Source organism: Citrobacter sp. Cpo091 (assembly GCF_030332645.1).
GTDB lineage: Bacteria > Pseudomonadota > Gammaproteobacteria > Enterobacterales > Enterobacteriaceae > Citrobacter > Citrobacter portucalensis.
In genome coordinates, this window is record NZ_JAOWHL010000034.1 from 103829 (window position 1) to 121663 (window position 17835).

Here is a 17835-nt window from a genome sequence, read left to right on the forward strand (position 1 = left end):
CATCGCGTGGGGCGTAAGCCCCACTTTCAGGAGAAACACTGATGATGTACCACATTCCCGGCGTTCTGTCAGCGCAGGATGTAGCCTGGTTTCGCGAACAACTGGACGCTGCCGACTGGGTTGATGGCCGCGCAACCACCGGCGCTCAGGGGGCGCAGGTTAAAAACAACCAGCAAGTGAATACGCAAAGTGAACGCTACGGCGTTTTACAACAGGCGGTACAGACTGCGGTAAATAACAGCGCGCTTTTCTTCGCCGCAGCACTACCGAAAACGCTCTCCACACCGCTGTTTAATCGCTACCAGGACAACGAGACCTACGGTTTTCACGTTGACGGTGCGGTGCGTAGCCATCCGCAAAACGGCTGGATGCGCACGGACCTTTCCGCAACTTTATTCCTGAGTAACCCGAATGATTATGAAGGGGGAGAACTGCTGGTCAATGATACTTACGGCCAGCATGCGGTGAAGCTTCCGGCAGGCGATCTGGTGCTTTACCCTTCCAGCAGCCTACATTGCGTCACGCCAGTGACCCATGGCGTTCGTGTAGCGTCTTTTATGTGGATACAGTCGATGGTCCGTGACAACAAAAATCGCGCCATGCTTTTTGAACTGGATAAAAACATTCAATCCCTGAAGGCTCGCCATGGGGAGAGCAGCGAGATCCTGTCATTACTCAATCTCTACCATAACCTGCTGCGTGAATGGTCTGAAATCTGATACTGCTGGCGCGTGGTCGTTTTTCAGCCATCACCTTCGCTATACTTAGTCTGTAGACATCAGCAGGAGGTACACATGGCATCCGGATGGGCAAATGACGACGCGGTTAACGAACAGATCAACAATACTATTGAAGATGCTGTTGCCCGCGCTCGCGGTGAGTTACCGACGGGAGAAAGTCTGTATGAATGCGAAGAATGCGGCAATCCTATCCCTCAGGCCAGACGTGAGGCCGTGCCTGGTGTACGCTTGTGCATCGCCTGCCAACAGGATAAAGATTCACATAGCGCATCATTTTCAGGATATAATCGCAGAGGTTCGAAAGACAGCCAGCTACGTTGACTTATCTTTACCAAAAGTTTCAGCGCATACGATTTCCTTTACGAGCACGCTTTTTTGCACCCTGTGTAGCAAAATGTGCCGTTGTCGCCTTCTCTGTAAAGCGCAATGACAAGAACTGTAAATCCCTTACTCGAATTTATTAATATTCAATAAGTTATTTGTCATTCAATTTTTTTGATTGATGTCGTCAATTCTATTCGATTTTCTCTCACCAAAAAAAACGTGATACTTATCACATCGACGGAACAACGTCTTCTTAAAGAACACTGACTAACAGAACAACCCTGCGAGAGATTAATCATGAAAAATATCAAATTTGCTGTTGCTGCCATCGCCCTGTCTACCCTGTCATTTGGCGTTTTCGCTGCCGAGCCGGTTTCCTCTACTCAGGCGCAAAACATGAACAAAATTGGTGTGGTATCTGCTGACGGCGCCACTACGCTGGACGGCCTGGAAGCCAAACTGGCTGAGAAAGCGAATGCAGCTGGCGCAACTGGCTACAGCATCACTTCCGCTATCGGCAAAGACAAAATGAGCGGCACCGCGGTTATCTATAAATAACCGAAAGATTACCTGTACGACCCAATGCTCCAACCCTCATTGACCCTGTTTGTTACCCTTTGTTTGCCCGTCCGCCACTGGACGGGCTTTTTTTTGCCTATTGTTTCAGCCGTTGGCAGAATTCCTGCAACACGGCGTCTGGCATCCCAATTTGCAGTGCCGCCTCACAAATCGCTTGCCAACTTCCGGCATCCAGCGGAATACCGTGTTCCAGCCGTTCCTCGCGAGTGTTCACCTCCCACTCCCCAGGCAACAGGATCGGGGCATCTTCAGCATGCGGGGACGCTTTCACCCACTCAGCAAATGCCGCGACCTGGTTGTCGCAGTCCGGCGCGCCGAACAGTTGTGGATTCATAATGATGGTGGTCATACAGTTAATGATGGCGTCCGCGCTGGTCTGCAGGCTCTCTTCATGTGTGGTTTTACCGCCAGAAAGCGCACCGCCCATAATTTCGCACATCGCCGCCAACGCATACCCCTTGTGCTCGGCAAAGGTCAGCAACGACCCCAGCGGAGAAACCTGCATTACCGCAGGATCGGTAGTGGGAACACCCGCCACATCAATCAGGCATCCTGGAGCCACCGGCTCGCCCTTATGCCATGCCACACGGGTTTTGCCAAACGCGATGGCGCTGGTTGCATAGTCCAGCAACAGTGGGAAGGTATTTTTACGCGGGAATACGACGCAGAAAGGATTGGTGCCAAAACGGCTATCGCGCCCATGAAACGGTGCGACCATCGGGATCCCCACCACATTCACAAAATGCACCGAGACAAAACCTGCCGCCGCACATTGCTCCGCCCAGTAGCCAATACGGCCGATATGGTGCGAATTATGTAATGCCACGGCGGCGATTCCGTACTGACGCGCTTTTTCGATTCCAAGCGTGATTGCCTCGTGCGCCGCCACCTGACCAAACGCACAGTCGCCGTCAAGCGTAATCACCGCCCCCGCATCTTTTACCACTTTGGCATGACGGTTGATCTGCAGATGCCCCTGCGAGAATGAACGAATATAGCTTGGGATCATACCGATGCCATGGGAGTCGTGACCGGCGAGGTTAGAGGCTATCAGATGGTCGGCCACCAGCCGCGCCTCCTGATCATTGCTTCCCATCTGATGAAAAACGGCCTGGATAAAGGTGTGCAGCGTTGGCACATGGAAGCGATGTCCACTGTTCATTGTTATCTCCTGTTGTGTCGCGTGTTTGTTGTGTTTCTTATTTTTCAACAAACTATGCTGCGCCACGGTGCGCTGGAGGTCAATAAACGTGCAGAAATTTCACATTGCCGAAAAGAGAGAACCGACAGACCAGGCAACAGGCCCGTCGGGATAACAAATGGTTTAGAAACTTTGCTCGACGCGGGTAAGTCCTTCAGCCAGTGAGGCGGACTCACCGGTTGCCACCAGGCAGCAGGCCATCTGGATTTTCAACGATGCCGGAACAGGCTCACTGCCAGCCAGACAACGCTCAATCCAGCGCGCGGTGGTTTCCGGATCTTTTGCTACCGGTAGCGGTACCGGCTCGTCAGGCATCTCGCTCTGTCGGTCTTGTAGCACTCGCACACCGGATGAATCTATCAGGCTTATCTGCGGGCAGCGCTGCGGGTTGGCATACACTTCGCCCTCGGTACCATGCATCAACAGGGCGCGCCCACCGATATCGCCGAAGAACTTCGCCACGCGAGAAACATATTCCGGGTGGGACACGCTGGAAAGACGCAGCGCGGCATCTTCAGCAAATGGCGTGGCTAATTTAGCCAGCGTATGTGCACTGTTACGCACACCCATGCGCCAGCGCATCGCCAGCTGTTTCTCCAGCGGAGGGCACAGCGCGCTCACCGGAATAAACACCGGCTCATGACCATCCAGCTTTGCCTGCGCCTGCCCGGCATGCAGCGTTGGCGTAATTCCCATCAGTTCAAAAATGGTTTCAGTCAGCACGCGGGTCGGATCCTCGCTGACGCCGTGCACCACCACCGGGAAGCCAAGTTTATGCAATAAAATCGCCAGCAGCGGAGTCAAATTCGCCTGCTTGCGCGCGCCATTGTAGCTGGGAATGACAATCGGCATGGGTTTGGTTACCGGCGGAGTCAGGCGAATGGTGTGGTTTTGCATCGCTTCGTAAAAGCCCAGCATCTCCGCTTCACCTTCGCCCTTGATACGTAGCGCAATCAGTACCCCGCCCATCTCAAGGTCAGGTACGTCGCCGTTCATCATATGGGTATACAGTCCGCGAGCAGTATCCTTATCCAGGTCACGCGCGTGATTTTTTCCTCGCCCAATCTCTTTAATGATTTTGCGGTAATCCATCGATAACTCCTTGCCTGTTGCTCGCATCGTTAACGCCGACGGCGGCGCGTGGGTTTCGCTTTTTCTTTTGGTTTTACTATAACGTCTGGCACAGCAGGTTGCTCTATCGGAAATATGGGTAACGCGTTCAGTAAACGCTTGCCATAGCTTTTGGTCAATAAACGCTTGTCATAAATAACCACTTCTCCCCAGCAGCCATGGCTACGGATGAGTCGCCCAACCTGCTGGATCAAATTGAATGACGCCGCAGGCAGGCTCTGCACCTCGAAGGGGTAGCGGTTCAGACTTTTCAACCACTCGCCCTCGGTGATCACCACCGGGCTGTCGATAGGCGGAAAAGCAATTTTGTGAATATGCACCTGAGTCAGCAGGTCGCCTTTCAAGTCCAGACCTTCAGCAAAAGATTGCAGCCCAACCAGCACACTGCGCTCGCCGTTGGTCACCCGTTTGCGGTGCAACTCCACCAGACGGTAGCGCGGCTGATCGCCCTGCACCAACAACAGCAGGCGCAGATCGGTAACGTGCTCAAGAAAACGCTGCATCGCCCGACCGCTGGCAAAAAGTACCAGCATGCCCTGATGCTTTTTACTCTCCAGCTGTTCGCGAAAATAGGCGGCCATTTCCGCGATATGCTGCTCTTCGTTATCAATTAACGGTTCGTAGCGCATCTGCGGAATGACTATTTTGCCCTGTTCAACGTGATTAAACGGTGAATCCAGCGCGACAAACCGGTCCCCTGCTTTTTCTTTCAGACCGCTCATCTCCTGCAAACGCGAGAAGCTGTTGAGAGAGCGCAGCGTTGCGGAAGTGACAATAATATGCGGGACGCTACGCCACAGCAGTCGTTCGAGCTGATCGCTCACACGGATCCCCACGCAGTGGAACCAGACGTGGATCTGCCCGTCACGCACCTCGCGCGTCGCCCATTTACTCACCGGCGCGCCTGACGATTGCGCGAGCGATGCCAGCCGCCACAGTTTGCTTTGCGCCTCAAACATGCCCAGCGCCCGGTTCATCTGCAAAATAACCCGATGCAGACGCACGATATCGTGAGTGCCGGTTTTTTCGCTGAGATCGTTGAGGAACAGTTCCGCCAGACCGCGCAGCATTTCCGTTAGCTTTGCCAGACGCTGACAAATCTCCATCACTTCCGCAGGCAATTCACCCATCGCAAAGCGGTGCTCCGCCTCCTGGGTAGCGGGCATATACAGATTAAGAATGTTATTGAGCGATGAAATCAGCTCATACAATTCCTCACAGTGACCGTTCAGACGCTCGGCATTCGCCAGCGGCGGCGTGGTCTTCGGGCGGAACTGCTCCAGGCAGGTAGCCACTAATTTGCAAAACAGATCCAACTGCAGTCGATACCAGGGGGCGCTGATTTCTGCGCTCATCTCCAGCGCATCGCGCGCGACATCCGGCAAATGGTGGCCTTCATCAAGTACCAGCAGTAGGTTTTTCGGCTCCGGCAAAACGGCTTCGCTTTCCATGGCCGCCATTACCAGCGCATGATTAGCCACGACCACTTCAGCTTCCTGAATCTCCCGGCGGGCGACAAAAAAAGGGCATTCACGATAGTAGTGACAGTTGCGATTCAGACAGCTGGCTTTATCGGTGCTCAGACGCTGCCAGAGTCCGTCGTCGATAGCGATATCGGTGTGGTCGCGCAGCCCGTCCCACTTGTAGCTGTCGAGATCGCCTTTTAGCCTGGCACAGCGCTTTTGTTCTTCCTGGTTGTTGGGCGTCAGGTCATCGTCGAGAAAAGCCAGCAGATCCTGCTGATTGGGTTCAGTGCTGGCCAGCGCCGCTAAGTTACGCGGGCAGACATAGCGTCCGCGACCAAACGCAGCGGTAAAACGCAGGTCGGGGATAATTTTGCGCAGCAGCGGTAAATCTTTGCTGTAGATCTGGTCCTGCAAAGCGACGTTGGCGGTACTGACCACCAGCGTTTTTTGTTCTTCACGCGCGATGGCAATACCGGGAATCAGATACGACAGGGTTTTCCCCACTCCGGTCGGTGCTTCAATCGCCAGATGCCGCCCTTCTTCCCCGGAGAGCGTTTTCGCGACGTCAGCAATCATCTGCCGCTGCGGCGCACGGGGGATAAAGTCGGGGATCTGTTCCTGAAGCGCCTTGTACCAGGCGGCGATTTGCGCTTTTAGCGCAGCCGTAAGTGCCATGAGAAAACCTGAAATACTGTATAAACAGCCACTATTGTGGCACATTTCAGGCGTTGGATGTACCTTTTTCCCTCATTCTGGAAAGCGCTTCGCAGCTCTGGCTTAAATTACCGGATGGCGGCTTACACCTTATCCGGCCTACAGTCAGGTATATTGCAGGCCGAATAAACGTGTCGGTTAATAGTACCCCAGCAGCTTCCACCACAGCATGCCCACTGCAAAAATGATAATCACATTTGCCGTTACCACACAGAGGTTAATTTTGTAAAAACGCGGTCGTTCAAAATAGCCCTGGGCAAAATAAATAGGACCAGGTCCGCCACCATACTCGGTATTCCCCCACATCAGATTACTAAAGATGCCGAAGCAAATAGCGACCATCATCGGCGGTGCACCCGCAGCGATCGCCGTGGCCGCGAAAGGAGCATACAGCGCAGCTACGTGCCCGGTAGCCGTAGCAAAGAGATAGTGGACATAAATGTAAAGGATCCCCAGCACAATAAAGGACTCAATCGCACCAAACCCTTGAATACCGCTGCCTAACTTTACTGTCATCCATTTAATAAAACCCAGATCGGCAAGTCCGGTCGCCAGGCTAATAATGACGCTAAACCAGATAACCGTATCCCAGGCTGCATGGTCATTAAGCAAACTTTTCCAGCTAACAGCACCCGAAGCAAACAGATAAGCAGCCAGCCCCAGCCCGACAGATGTGGCAGACAATCCAGTAATCAAACTGGTGCCCCAGCCAACCAACGCCAGCACAAAACCAAACGCGACCTTTTTCTCGTTGCTGCTCATCGAACCGAGCTCACCGAGCGCCTGCTTACCCATCGCTTTTGCCTCTGGCGTACGCTTAAGCTCAGGATCCAATAATTTATAGACCAGTAGCGGCATCAGACAGAAACAAACCATCGCAGGGACTACTGCGGAAATAAACCATCCGCCCCAGGTTATCTCCATACCCAATGACGATTTCGCCAGGCTCGCTACCAGCGGATTCGCCGCCATCCCGGTGAGAAATATCGCCCCGGTAATCGGCGTAAACTGGAAGCACACCATGGTTAAGAAATCGCCAATACGTTTGCCCGTTACCCCTGGAGCGGAGCCCAACACATCATTGATGGAACGCGTGATGGGAAAAATTATGCCCCCGGACCGCGCAGTTACTGACGGCATTGCCGGGGCCATAATCAGATCGGAAACCCCCAGTGAGTAAGCAATACCCAGGCTGCTGCCGCCAAAGAGCGATAACATTTTATACGCAATACGTTTCCCCAGTCCTGACGTCACAAACCCCAGAGACAAGACGTAGGCGCAGAAAATGAGCCATACCGTACCGGACGCAAACCCTGACAGCGCCTTTGCCTCTGGCAACGTTTTGGTGAAAATAACCACGCAAAGTGCAATCAACATCACCGCCCCCGAAGGGAGCGGCTGGGTAAGAATGGCGGCAATGGTCGCGGCAAATATCGCGAACATATGCCAGGCCTGAGGCGTTAGACCATCAGGAACAGGATAAAACCAAATGATCGCGCCTATCGCCAGCGGTATCAGGAACGACAGAATGGATTTTCCCGTGACAGAATTCGTTGACATAAAAATATCCTTATTCCGTTAGCCCGAGAGCATTCATTTCCGCGACATGTATCTTGCTAATACCTGATCCACCATCGCCGGAGCCATTCCAAGGTAATTTGCCGGGTCGGTCAGTTTTTCAATCAACTGTGGGTCCAGCCGTTCAGAGACAGAGGGCATCGCATTCAGCACATCAGCCAATCGCCCACCCTGTTCGTTGACGATACGGCAGGCGTCGTACACCACGTCATGTGCATCCTGACGACCAATGTACGGGGCCAATCCCATCATGACCGCCTCAGCCACAATCAATCCGTTGGTCATACCGAGGTTACGTTTCATCGCCTCTTCATCAACCACCAGCCCCGCCAGCATAAAGTTGGCCTGATGCAATGCCCCCGCGCTGAGCACGAAACTTTCTGGGATAGCAATCCATTCGGCATGCCACGGCCCGGTTGCACGCTCCAGATCTTGCACCATCGCATCAAGCATCAACCCTGCCTGTTGGCGAACGCCTTTGGCACAGGCCAGCATCAGCTCGCTGGAAATAGGGTTGCGTTTCTGCGGCATGGTACTGCTGGCGCCACGCCCTTTAACAAACGGCTCATACAGTTCGCCAAACTCGTTTGCTGCCAGCAGCATTACGTCGTAGGCAATCTTGCCCAGCGACCCGGTAATCACCGCTAACAGGTTCACCGCTTCGGCAAAACCATCACGCGCGACGTGCCAGGTGGATGTTGGGACATTTAGCCCAAGCTCTTCCATCATCGCTTTTTGTACCGCCAGCCCTTTATCCCCCAGCGATGCCAGCGTACCGGCCGCCCCCGCAAATTCGCCGACCAATACACGAGGACGCGCTTGGGAAAGACGTTCCGCGTGGCGTTCAAACATATCCAGCCAGATGGCCGCTTTGTAACCGAATGTCACGGGCAAAGCCTGTTGTAAATGGGTTCTCCCGGCCATCGGCGTATCACGGTAGCGGCGTGAAAGATCGGCCAGCGTGGCGCGGAGTTTGTCCATATCGGACTCAATGAGCGCAAAAGCATCACGAATTTGCAGAACCACTGCGGTGTCCATAATGTCCTGAGTGGTGGCCCCCCAGTGCACATAACCGCCGGACTCGCCTGCCTGTTTAGAAATCTGGTGCACCAGCGGTAGGATCGGATAACCCACAATTTCGGTTTCATGGCGCAATAAATCAAAATCGAGCGTGTCAGCATTACATTTTTCTGCAATTTCCTGCGCCGCAGCCTCGGGTATCACACCACAGCGTGCCTGGGCTTTGGCTAATGCCACTTCCACTTCCACGTATTTGCGCACCAGCTCGCGATCGTCAAACACAGCGCGCATCGCCGGTGTGCCGAAAGAGTCCCTGAACAGAACAGAATCAAGTACATTCGAAGCCATAAATCCCCCTGGAAAATCTGATAATGATAAGATGCGTGTTTACGGCAGTTTGTTGGATATTCAAATGCCGCCACAATGTCCAGACATAAACAAATGTCCGTACATTTAAATGTACGGACATTTATAGTATTTATAAGAAATGTAGGGAATAGTCCGTACAAATTTTCGTGATAAAGATCACTAATATTTTGATGAAACTGCGATGAAAGAATCTCTGTACAAGCGAATAGCACGTGAACTGGCGCAGCAAATTGCGGTGGGAACCTTTGCCCCCGGTTCGCTGTTTCCTACGGAAATGGAACTGTGTGAAACATGGCAGGTCAGCCGCCACACCATGCGTGAGGCGTTAAGGGAATTAACAGAGCAAGGTCTGATATCACGGCGTAAAGGCGCGGGAACTCGCGTTTGCGAACCTAAGGCTAACGGCGTCAATCACCCGCTATCGCATCTTGAGGATCTGTTGCTGCTGGCCAAAAACAATCTGCGCGTCATCAAGAAAATCGATGAGATTGTGGCGGACATAGAGTTGTCCCAGATGATTGGCTGCCCGCCAGGTTCCCGTTGGCTGCACATTGCCAGCACTCGCGAAGATGCGCAAAACCCCGACGCGCCAATCTGCTGGACGGACAGCTATGCCAGCACGGATTACGCCAAACTGCGTACGTACATCCGTGACGACCCACACTCGTTAATCAGCGATTTGATCGAAACCCATTACGGTATTAAAAGCCATGAGGTGCATCAGACCATTACGGCTGTCGGCGTGCCCAAAAAGGTGGCAAAGATTCTCAATGTAGCACCTGATTCACCAGCAATGAGAATCGTGCGTCGTTATCTGGACAGGGACGGGAAAGTATTTGAGACGACGATTTCGATTCACCCGGCAGGACGATATACCTGCTCAATCGTGCTGAAATCTCAAAGTTCGGGGGAGTGATTGACCTATCCGGCCTACACAGTGTGTAGACCGGATAGCATGTTTATACTGCCATACAGCAAGGTGAATTACTGCGCTGCAGACGGTTTGCGCGGACGGCGCGGTGGACGAGGTTTATCACCTGCCGGTTTGCCTTCGCCATTACGCGGCTTCGCTTTTGGCGCACCGCCATCCTGACGACGCGGCTGCTGTCCGCGCCCTGCTCCTCCCTGCCCGCGACCACCGCCGCCGCCACGCTGCTGACGACCGTTCTGGATCGGCTCAGCTTTAATGGACGGGTCTGGCTCATAGCCTGGCGTTGCAATACGCGGGATCTCTTTTTTCAGCAACTTCTCGATGTCACGCAACAGCTTGTGCTCATCGACGCACACCAGAGACAACGCTTCGCCGGTAGCGGCCGCACGACCGGTACGACCAATGCGGTGCACGTAGTCTTCCGGGACGTTTGGCAGCTCGTAGTTCACCACGTGCGGTAACTCTTCAATGTCCAGACCTCGCGCGGCAATATCGGTCGCTACCAGCACGCGAATATCACCGGATTTAAAATCAGCCAGCGCACGCGTACGCGCACCCTGAGATTTATTACCGTGGATAGCCGCACTGCGGATGCCGTCTTTATTCAGTTGCTCTGCCAGATGGTTCGCGCCATGTTTGGTACGGGTAAACACCAGCACCTGCTGCCAGTTGCCCTGACCAATCATCTGCGACAGTAGTTCGCGTTTACGTTTTTTATCAACGAAATGAACGTGCTGAGTAACCTGCTCTGACGCGGTATTACGACGCGCCACTTCGATTTCCAGCGGGTTGTGCAACAGTTTTTCGGCCAGCGATTTAATGTCATCAGAGAACGTTGCCGAGAACAACAGGTTCTGACGTTTTGCCGGCAGTTTTGCCAGAACGCGACGAATATCGTGAATAAAGCCCATATCCAGCATGCGGTCAGCTTCATCCAGTACCAGGATCTCAACCTGATCCAGTTTCACCGCATTCTGGTGTTCCAGATCGAGCAAACGACCCGGAGTGGCAATCAGCACATCTACGCCGCCACGCAGCTTCATCATCTGCGGGTTAATGCTGACGCCGCCGAAGACCACCAGCGAGCGAATATTCAGATACTTACTGTAATCACGGACGTTTTCGCCAATCTGGGCCGCCAGTTCGCGGGTTGGCGTGAGGATCAGCGCACGAACCGGACGACGGCTTTTACCATGCGGCTGATTGGTGATCAGGTGCTGCAACAGCGGCAAGGTAAAACCTGCCGTTTTCCCCGTACCGGTCTGGGCGCTGGCCATCAGATCGCGGCCTTCCAGCACGGCAGGAATAGCCTGCTGCTGAATAGGGGTAGGTTCACGGTAACCCTGCTCGGCAACGGCACGTAAAATTTCAGGGTTTAAACCAAGGGAATCAAAAGACATAACAACTCCGAACCGCCCTGACCGTTACCGGTGTCGTTTTCAGGGAGATACATACAATAGAGATGACAAAAACCACAATGTCATGAAGGGGCGGAGTGTAGCAGTTTTTGTGATGTGCCGCATAAATTATCCCTTCACTGGAAAATAACGCTCCGGACTGGACAAGGCTGCACATCAGTCATAATCTTAATCAATCGATTGATTAAGATCAGAGTCGTGCCATGAATACACCCACCATGACAACCAAAGGTGAACAGGCGAAGAACCAGCTCATTGCCGCCGCATTGGCGCAATTCGGTGAGTATGGTCTGCACGCCACGACGCGCGATATCGCTGCACAGGCCGGGCAAAACATTGCGGCTATCACCTACTATTTTGGCTCAAAAGAGGATTTATATCTCGCCTGCGCCCAGTGGATTGCGGATTTTATCGGTGCACAGTTTCGCCCGCACGCTGAAGAGGCCGAGCGTTTATTCGCCCAGCCTAAGCCGGACCGTGGCGCGATGCGCGAACTGATCCTGCGCGCCTGCAAAAATATGATCATGCTGTTAACTCAGGACGACACCGTTAACCTGAGCAAATTTATCTCGCGCGAACAGCTTTCCCCCACCGCGGCTTATCAACTGGTGCACGACCAGGTTATCAATCCGCTGCATACACATCTGACGCGCCTGATTGCCGCCTATACGGGCGGCGATGCCAATGATACCCAAATGATTCTGCACACCCACGCCATACTCGGCGAGGTGCTGGCTTTTCGTCTGGGGAAAGAAACCATTCTGTTGCGTACAGGCTGGTCACAATTTGATGAGGATAAAACCGCGCTGATTGACCAAACGATCACCTGTCACATCGATCTTATTCTGCAAGGTTTAACGCAAAGGAGTCTGGAGTCATGAAAAAACCTGTCGTTCTCGGGCTGGTTATCGCGGCCCTCGTTGCCGTGATTGCCGGTGGAACGTGGTGGTATCAGAGTCGGCAAGATAACGGCCTGACGCTATACGGCAATGTCGATATCCGTAGCGTCAACCTGAGTTTTCGTGTCGGCGGCAGGCTGGCCTCGCTGGCGGTTGACGAAGGCGATGCGATTACCGCCGGTCAGGTGCTGGGTGAACTGGACCGCGCACCGTATGAAAACGCATTGATGCAGGCAAAAGCCAACGTTGCCGCCGCACAGGCACAATACGATCTGATGCTGGCAGGGTATCGCGAAGAAGAGATCGCGCAAACCGCGGCGGCAGTCAAACAGGCACAGGCCGCCTATGATTACGCGCAGAACTTTTACAATCGGCAGGTCGGATTGTGGAAAAGCCGCACCATTTCAGCCAACGATCTGGAAAACGCCCGTTCATCTCGCGATCAGGCGTTAGCTTCGCTGAAATCCGCACAGGATAAACTCACGCAATATCGCAGCGGTAATCGTGTGCAGGACATCGAGCAGGCAAAAGCCACGCTCGAACAAGCTCAGGCCGAGCTGGCACAGGCAGAGCTGAATTTGCATGACACCACGCTGACCTCGCCGTCTGACGGCACGCTTCTCACCCGTGCAGTTGAACCCGGTAGCATGCTGAACGAAGGGGGCACGGTACTGACGCTGTCGCTCACGCGTCCGGTTTGGGTTCGTGCTTACGTTGACGAACGAAATCTGAGCCAGGCGCAGCCAGGACGTGAGATCCTGCTCTATACCGATGGTCGCCCGGACAAACCGTATCACGGCAAAATCGGCTTCGTTTCTCCTACCGCCGAATTTACCCCGAAAACGGTCGAGACTCCTGACCTGCGTACCGACCTGGTTTATCGCCTGCGAATTGTGGTGACCGACGCGGACGATGCGCTGCGTCAGGGAATGCCGGTAACGATAAAGTTTGGCGATGAGGCACGGCATGAATGACGCCGTCATTACGCTTAAAGGGCTGACGAAAAACTTTGCCGGAATGGAAAAACCGGCCGTCGCCCCGCTCGACTGTACCGTTCATGCAGGCTACGTGACCGGGCTTGTCGGGCCGGACGGCGCGGGCAAAACTACGTTGATGCGAATGCTGGCGGGATTATTAAAACCTGATGCCGGAAGTGCTGAAGTGATTGGTTTTGACCCCATCAAAGACGACAGCGCACTACATGCGGTGCTGGGCTATATGCCGCAGAAATTTGGTCTGTACGAAGATTTAACCGTCATGGAGAACCTCAATCTCTATGCCGACTTACGCAGCGTCACCGGTGAAGCGCGAGAAAAAACCTTTGCCCGACTCCTGGAATTCACCTCGCTGGGACCATTTACCGGACGACTGGCTGGCAAGCTTTCTGGCGGCATGAAGCAAAAGCTCGGGCTTGCCTGTACGCTGGTTGGCGAACCTAAAGTGTTGCTGCTGGATGAGCCAGGCGTAGGTGTCGACCCCATTTCCCGTCGCGAACTGTGGCAAATGGTCCACGAGCTGGCCGGGGACGGCATGCTGATCCTCTGGAGTACGTCGTATCTGGATGAAGCAGAGCAATGCCGTGATGTGCTGCTGATGAACGAAGGTGAACTGTTATACCAGGGCGATCCCACCCAGCTTACGCAAACCATGGCAGGTCGCAGCTTCCTGATGAGCAGTCCACAGGAAAACAACCGCCGACTGCTGCAACGCGCGTTAAAACTGCCGCTGGTCAGCGACGGAATGATTCAGGGCAAATCCGTCCGTTTAATACTGAAAAAAGAGGCTACGGCTCAGCAGATCCAAAACGCTAACGGCATGCCGGAGATAACCATCAACGAAACCGCACCCCGCTTCGAAGATGCCTTTATCGATTTACTCGGCGGAGCCGGAACATCGGAATCCCCGCTGGGCGCTATCCTGCATACCGTGGAAGGCACGCCTGGCGAAACGGTGATCGAAGCCAAAGCGCTGACCAAGAAATTTGGCGATTTTGCCGCTACCGACCACGTAGACTTTGCCGTGCAACGCGGCGAGATTTTTGGTCTGTTAGGACCCAACGGCGCTGGCAAATCCACCACCTTTAAAATGATGTGCGGCCTGCTGGTCCCCACTTCCGGCAAAGCGCTGGTGCTGGATATGGACCTGAAAGTTAGCTCCGGTAAAGCGCGTCAGCATCTGGGCTATATGGCGCAGAAATTCTCCCTGTACGGTAACCTGACGGTTGAACAGAATCTGCGCTTTTTCTCCGGCGTCTACGGCCTGCGCGGTCGGGCGCAGAAAGAGAAAATCGATCGTATGAGCGAAGCATTTGGCCTGAAGAATATCGCTTCCCATGCCACCGATGAACTGCCGCTGGGATTTAAGCAGCGTCTGGCGCTGGCCTGCTCGCTGATGCATGAACCCGACATTCTGTTCCTTGATGAACCCACTTCCGGGGTCGATCCTCTCACCCGGCGTGAGTTCTGGTTGCATATCAACAGCATGGTGGAAAAAGGCGTCACGGTGATGGTGACCACCCACTTTATGGATGAGGCAGAATACTGCGATCGCATCGGGCTGGTGTATCGCGGCAAACTGATAGCCAGCGGTACGCCAGACGACCTGAAGGCTCAGGCTGCCGACAGCGACACGCCGGACCCGACCATGGAACAGGCGTTCATCACGCTAATCAATGACTGGGATAAGGAGCATACGCATGAGTAACTCCGCTCTCTCCTGGCGTCGCGTCCGCGCGCTGTGCGTGAAAGAGACGCGCCAGATCGTCCGCGATCCCAGCAGTTGGCTGATTGCTGTGGTGATCCCGCTGCTGCTGCTGTTTATCTTCGGCTACGGGATCAACCTCGACTCCAGCAAGCTGCGGGTAGGGATTTTGCTCGAACAGCAGAGTGAAGAGGCGCTGGATTTTACCCATACCATGACCGGTTCGCCGTATATTGACGCCACCATCAGCGATAATCGTCAGGAACTGATTGAGAAAATGCAGGCCGGGCGCATTCGCGGTCTGGTGGTGATCCCAGTGGATTTTGCCCAGCAGATGGCGCGACCTAACGATGTCGCCCCGATCCAGGTGATCACCGACGGCAGCGAACCGAATACCGCCAACTTTGTGCAGGGTTATGTCGAAGGCATCTGGCAAATCTGGCAGCAACAGCGGGCAGAAGATCGTGGGGAATCGTTCAAACCTTTGATCGACGTGCAAACCCGCTACTGGTTTAACCCGGCGGCCATCAGCCAGCACTTTATTATTCCCGGGGCGGTCACCATCATCATGACGGTCATTGGCGCCATCCTCACCTCATTAGTGGTGGCGCGCGAATGGGAGCGCGGCACCATGGAAGCGCTGCTGTCGACAGAAGTCACCCGCGTCGAACTCCTACTGTGCAAACTGATCCCGTATTACTTTCTGGGCATGCTGGCGATGCTGCTGTGTATGCTGGTGTCGGTGTTTATTCTTGGCGTGCCCTACCGCGGCTCGTTGCTGATCCTGTTTTTCATTACCAGCCTGTTTCTGCTCAGTACACTCGGTATGGGGTTGCTTATTTCCACCATCACCCGCAACCAGTTTAACGCCGCGCAGGTTGCGCTGAACGCCGCCTTCCTGCCCTCGATTATGCTGTCGGGATTTATCTTCCAGATAGACAGCATGCCCGCGATTATCCGGGCGGTAACCTACATTATTCCGGCGCGTTATTTCGTCAGCACCCTGCAAAGCTTGTTCCTGGCGGGCAATATCCCGGTGGTGCTGATTATCAACGTGCTGTTTTTAATCGCTTCGGCGGTGATGTTTATCGGCCTGACGTGGCTTAAAACCAAACGTCGGCTGGATTAAATTCGTGTATGGATAATTGTAGCCGTAGGCCGGATAAGGCGTTCACGTCGCCATCCGGCATTATGCCTGATGCGCTTAGCTTATCAGGCCTACAAACTGGACTGAGAGGACAGGCATGTTTCATCGCTTATGGACATTAATTCGCAAAGAGCTGCAATCGCTATTACGCGAACCGCAGACGCGAGCCATTCTGATTTTACCGGTGCTGATTCAGGTTATCCTGTTCCCGTTCGCGGCAACGCTGGAAGTCACCAACGCCACTATCGCTATCTATAACGAAGACAACGGTAAACATTCGGTTGAGCTTACCCAGCGCTTCGCCCGCGCCAGCGCCTTTACGCATGTTCTGCTGCTGAAAAGTCCGCAGGAGATCCAGCCCACCATCGACACGCAAAAAGCCCTGCTGTTGGTGCGTTTCCCGGCTAACTTTTCGCGTAATCTGGATACCTTCCAGCAGGCTCCCATGCAGATTATCCTCGACGGACGTAACTCCAACAGCGCACAAATTGCCGCGAATTACCTGCAGCAAATCGTTAAGGAGTATCAGCAGGAGCTGATGGACGGCAAGCCGAAACCGAACAACAGCGAGCTGGTGGTGCGTAACTGGTATAACCCGAATCTGGATTACAAATGGTTTGTGGTTCCGTCGCTGATCGCCATGATCACCACCATCGGCGTAATGATCGTTACTTCACTCTCGGTTGCCCGCGAGCGCGAGCAAGGCACGCTGGATCAACTGCTGGTTTCCCCGCTTACCACCTGGCAGATTTTTATCGGTAAAGCTGTGCCCGCGCTAATTGTGGCTACTTTTCAGGCCACCATTGTGCTGGCGATCGGCATCTGGGCTTATCACATCCCGTTTGCCGGTTCATTGGGGCTGTTCTATTTCACAATGGTGATTTACGGGCTGTCGCTGGTCGGCTTTGGTCTGCTGATTTCGTCACTGTGCGCCACCCAGCAGCAGGCGTTTATCGGGGTGTTTGTGTTTATGATGCCGGCGATTTTACTCTCGGGCTATGTCTCACCGGTCGAAAACATGCCGGTCTGGTTGCAGAATCTGACGTGGATAAACCCGATCCGCCATTTTACGGACATCACGAAACAGATTTACCTGAAAGATGCGAGTCTGCAGATTGTCTGGGGAAGCTTGTGGCCGCTATTAGTGATAGCGGCCACGACCGGATCAGCGGCGTATGCGATGTTTAGACGCAAGGTGATGTAGCTTTTTGTCTTTCGCCAGCAGCGAGACCACGGCGGGTCCGGCAAGGATGACCAGCCCCGCCAGTGCCAGCAAGACGTTGTTTTGCAGCACGCGTGACAGCAGCCACAGCACGATCATGGCGGCACCGAAATACCACGTCGTGGTCAACTCTTCCAGCACATCAGCCACGTCGCGCCAGCGCTGTTCGTGGTGACGTTGCAATGCAAGCATCAATAAAACCGTAACGCCGTACACGACGCACAATCCCAGGCCGACATGCACCAGTCTGCCGCTCATCCAGCCCATTACCAGCAACGCCACTACCAGTAAATGCAACACTATCTGCCAGCAACTTAGACCCGTTGCGACACGAACACGTTGTTGCCACCTCATGGCTATTCTCCTGAAGGATTTTCGACTAATTGTTCAGAGTAC

The 17835-nt window shown here is 53.9% G+C and carries 16 protein-coding genes; 9 read left to right on the plus strand and 7 right to left on the minus strand.

The window, feature by feature from the left end; translation table 11 throughout:
• Positions 1 to 41: 41 nt before the first annotated feature.
• The 3 genes from ybiX (at position 42) to ybiJ (ending at position 1622) form a co-directional block, all read left to right on the plus strand.
• The gene (gene ybiX, locus OGY04_RS11135; RefSeq protein ID WP_008784205.1) at positions 42 to 719 is read left to right on the plus strand and encodes a PKHD-type hydroxylase YbiX; all 678 of its coding nucleotides are present in this window, start codon (positions 42 to 44) and stop codon (positions 717 to 719) included.
• Between the two features lie 75 nt (positions 720 to 794).
• A complete protein-coding gene (locus OGY04_RS11140; RefSeq protein WP_103768882.1) occupies positions 795 to 1061 on the plus strand; it encodes a DksA/TraR family C4-type zinc finger protein in 267 nt (88 codons plus the stop codon).
• Positions 1062 to 1361: 300 nt separating this feature from the next.
• Positions 1362 to 1622, plus strand: a complete 261-nt coding sequence (gene ybiJ, locus OGY04_RS11145; protein WP_003831561.1) for a DUF1471 family protein YbiJ — start codon at positions 1362 to 1364, stop codon at positions 1620 to 1622.
• Between the two features lie 97 nt (positions 1623 to 1719).
• Here the strand turns inward: ybiJ and OGY04_RS11150 are convergent, their stop codons facing one another.
• From OGY04_RS11150 to OGY04_RS11170, 5 genes are all read right to left on the minus strand, one after another.
• Positions 1720 to 2805 carry a malate/lactate/ureidoglycolate dehydrogenase gene (locus OGY04_RS11150; RefSeq protein ID WP_286585301.1) on the minus strand — a complete coding sequence of 362 codons (1086 nt, stop codon included), beginning with the start codon at positions 2803 to 2805 and terminating at the stop codon, positions 1720 to 1722.
• 162 nt (positions 2806 to 2967) lie between these two features.
• Entirely contained in the window at positions 2968 to 3936 is a 969-nt protein-coding gene (ybiB, locus tag OGY04_RS11155; protein WP_286585302.1) for a DNA-binding protein YbiB, read from the minus strand.
• Between the two features lie 29 nt (positions 3937 to 3965).
• Positions 3966 to 6116 (minus strand): ATP-dependent DNA helicase DinG, encoded by a 2151-nt coding sequence (dinG, locus tag OGY04_RS11160; RefSeq protein WP_032942770.1) that lies wholly within the window; start codon positions 6114 to 6116, stop codon positions 3966 to 3968.
• A 177-nt stretch (positions 6117 to 6293) separates the two neighbouring features.
• Positions 6294 to 7715: a DASS family sodium-coupled anion symporter gene (locus tag OGY04_RS11165; protein WP_048214628.1), complete on the minus strand. Its 1422-nt coding sequence runs from the start codon at positions 7713 to 7715 to the stop codon at positions 6294 to 6296.
• Positions 7716 to 7748: 33 nt separating this feature from the next.
• Positions 7749 to 9101, minus strand: a complete 1353-nt coding sequence (locus OGY04_RS11170; protein WP_008784199.1) for a class-II fumarase/aspartase family protein — start codon at positions 9099 to 9101, stop codon at positions 7749 to 7751.
• 202 nt (positions 9102 to 9303) lie between these two features.
• On the opposite strand from OGY04_RS11170, the gene OGY04_RS11175 reads away from it, so the two are divergent.
• On the plus strand, positions 9304 to 10038 hold the full coding sequence (locus tag OGY04_RS11175) for a GntR family transcriptional regulator (protein WP_003831553.1): 735 nt from the start codon (positions 9304 to 9306) through the stop codon (positions 10036 to 10038).
• Positions 10039 to 10106: 68 nt separating this feature from the next.
• On the opposite strand, the gene rhlE is transcribed toward OGY04_RS11175, so the two are convergent.
• Positions 10107 to 11453: an ATP-dependent RNA helicase RhlE gene (rhlE, locus tag OGY04_RS11180; RefSeq protein WP_060682506.1), complete on the minus strand. Its 1347-nt coding sequence runs from the start codon at positions 11451 to 11453 to the stop codon at positions 10107 to 10109.
• A 221-nt stretch (positions 11454 to 11674) separates the two neighbouring features.
• Here rhlE and cecR point away from each other — a divergent pair, with 221 nt between their 5' ends.
• From cecR to OGY04_RS11205, 5 genes are all read left to right on the plus strand, one after another.
• A complete protein-coding gene (cecR, locus tag OGY04_RS11185; RefSeq protein ID WP_048235794.1) occupies positions 11675 to 12352 on the plus strand; it encodes a transcriptional regulator CecR in 678 nt (225 codons plus the stop codon).
• Positions 12349 to 13344, plus strand: a complete 996-nt coding sequence (hlyD, locus tag OGY04_RS11190; RefSeq protein ID WP_008784196.1) for a secretion protein HlyD — start codon at positions 12349 to 12351, stop codon at positions 13342 to 13344. Before cecR ends, hlyD begins: the two co-directional genes overlap by 4 nt.
• Positions 13337 to 15073, plus strand: coding sequence for an ATP-binding cassette domain-containing protein (locus OGY04_RS11195; RefSeq protein WP_286585303.1), 1737 nt, complete (start codon positions 13337 to 13339; stop codon positions 15071 to 15073). The genes hlyD and OGY04_RS11195 overlap by 8 nt, the downstream gene beginning before the upstream one ends.
• Complete coding sequence (locus OGY04_RS11200) at positions 15066 to 16199, plus strand: ABC transporter permease (protein ID WP_003831545.1); 1134 nt, start codon at positions 15066 to 15068, stop codon at positions 16197 to 16199. Before OGY04_RS11195 ends, OGY04_RS11200 begins: the two co-directional genes overlap by 8 nt.
• Before the next feature lie 115 nt (positions 16200 to 16314).
• Positions 16315 to 17421 carry an ABC transporter permease gene (locus OGY04_RS11205; RefSeq protein ID WP_008784194.1) on the plus strand — a complete coding sequence of 369 codons (1107 nt, stop codon included), beginning with the start codon at positions 16315 to 16317 and terminating at the stop codon, positions 17419 to 17421.
• On the opposite strand, the gene OGY04_RS11210 is transcribed toward OGY04_RS11205, so the two are convergent.
• The gene (locus OGY04_RS11210; protein WP_003831542.1) at positions 17383 to 17793 is read right to left on the minus strand and encodes a YbhQ family protein; all 411 of its coding nucleotides are present in this window, start codon (positions 17791 to 17793) and stop codon (positions 17383 to 17385) included. The two genes, OGY04_RS11205 and OGY04_RS11210, sit on opposite strands and share 39 nt — an antisense overlap.
• Between the last annotated feature and the right edge of the window lie 42 nt (positions 17794 to 17835).

Coding starts and splice junctions, on each gene's coding strand:
- hlyD (WP_008784196.1), top strand. CDS start 12,349: ATGAAAAAACCTGTCGTTCTCGGGCTGGTTATCGCGGCCCTCGTTGCC.
- OGY04_RS11200 (WP_003831545.1), top strand. CDS start 15,066: ATGAGTAACTCCGCTCTCTCCTGGCGTCGCGTCCGCGCGCTGTGCGTG.
- OGY04_RS11150 (WP_286585301.1), bottom strand. CDS start 2,805: ATGAACAGTGGACATCGCTTCCATGTGCCAACGCTGCACACCTTTATC.
- rhlE (WP_060682506.1), bottom strand. CDS start 11,453: ATGTCTTTTGATTCCCTTGGTTTAAACCCTGAAATTTTACGTGCCGTT.
- dinG (WP_032942770.1), bottom strand. CDS start 6,116: ATGGCACTTACGGCTGCGCTAAAAGCGCAAATCGCCGCCTGGTACAAG.
- OGY04_RS11195 (WP_286585303.1), top strand. CDS start 13,337: ATGAATGACGCCGTCATTACGCTTAAAGGGCTGACGAAAAACTTTGCC.
- ybiX (WP_008784205.1), top strand. CDS start 42: ATGATGTACCACATTCCCGGCGTTCTGTCAGCGCAGGATGTAGCCTGG.
- OGY04_RS11175 (WP_003831553.1), top strand. CDS start 9,304: ATGAAAGAATCTCTGTACAAGCGAATAGCACGTGAACTGGCGCAGCAA.
- OGY04_RS11170 (WP_008784199.1), bottom strand. CDS start 9,101: ATGGCTTCGAATGTACTTGATTCTGTTCTGTTCAGGGACTCTTTCGGC.
- OGY04_RS11205 (WP_008784194.1), top strand. CDS start 16,315: ATGTTTCATCGCTTATGGACATTAATTCGCAAAGAGCTGCAATCGCTA.
- cecR (WP_048235794.1), top strand. CDS start 11,675: ATGAATACACCCACCATGACAACCAAAGGTGAACAGGCGAAGAACCAG.
- OGY04_RS11140 (WP_103768882.1), top strand. CDS start 795: ATGGCATCCGGATGGGCAAATGACGACGCGGTTAACGAACAGATCAAC.
- OGY04_RS11210 (WP_003831542.1), bottom strand. CDS start 17,793: ATGAGGTGGCAACAACGTGTTCGTGTCGCAACGGGTCTAAGTTGCTGG.
- ybiJ (WP_003831561.1), top strand. CDS start 1,362: ATGAAAAATATCAAATTTGCTGTTGCTGCCATCGCCCTGTCTACCCTG.
- ybiB (WP_286585302.1), bottom strand. CDS start 3,936: ATGGATTACCGCAAAATCATTAAAGAGATTGGGCGAGGAAAAAATCAC.
- OGY04_RS11165 (WP_048214628.1), bottom strand. CDS start 7,715: ATGTCAACGAATTCTGTCACGGGAAAATCCATTCTGTCGTTCCTGATA.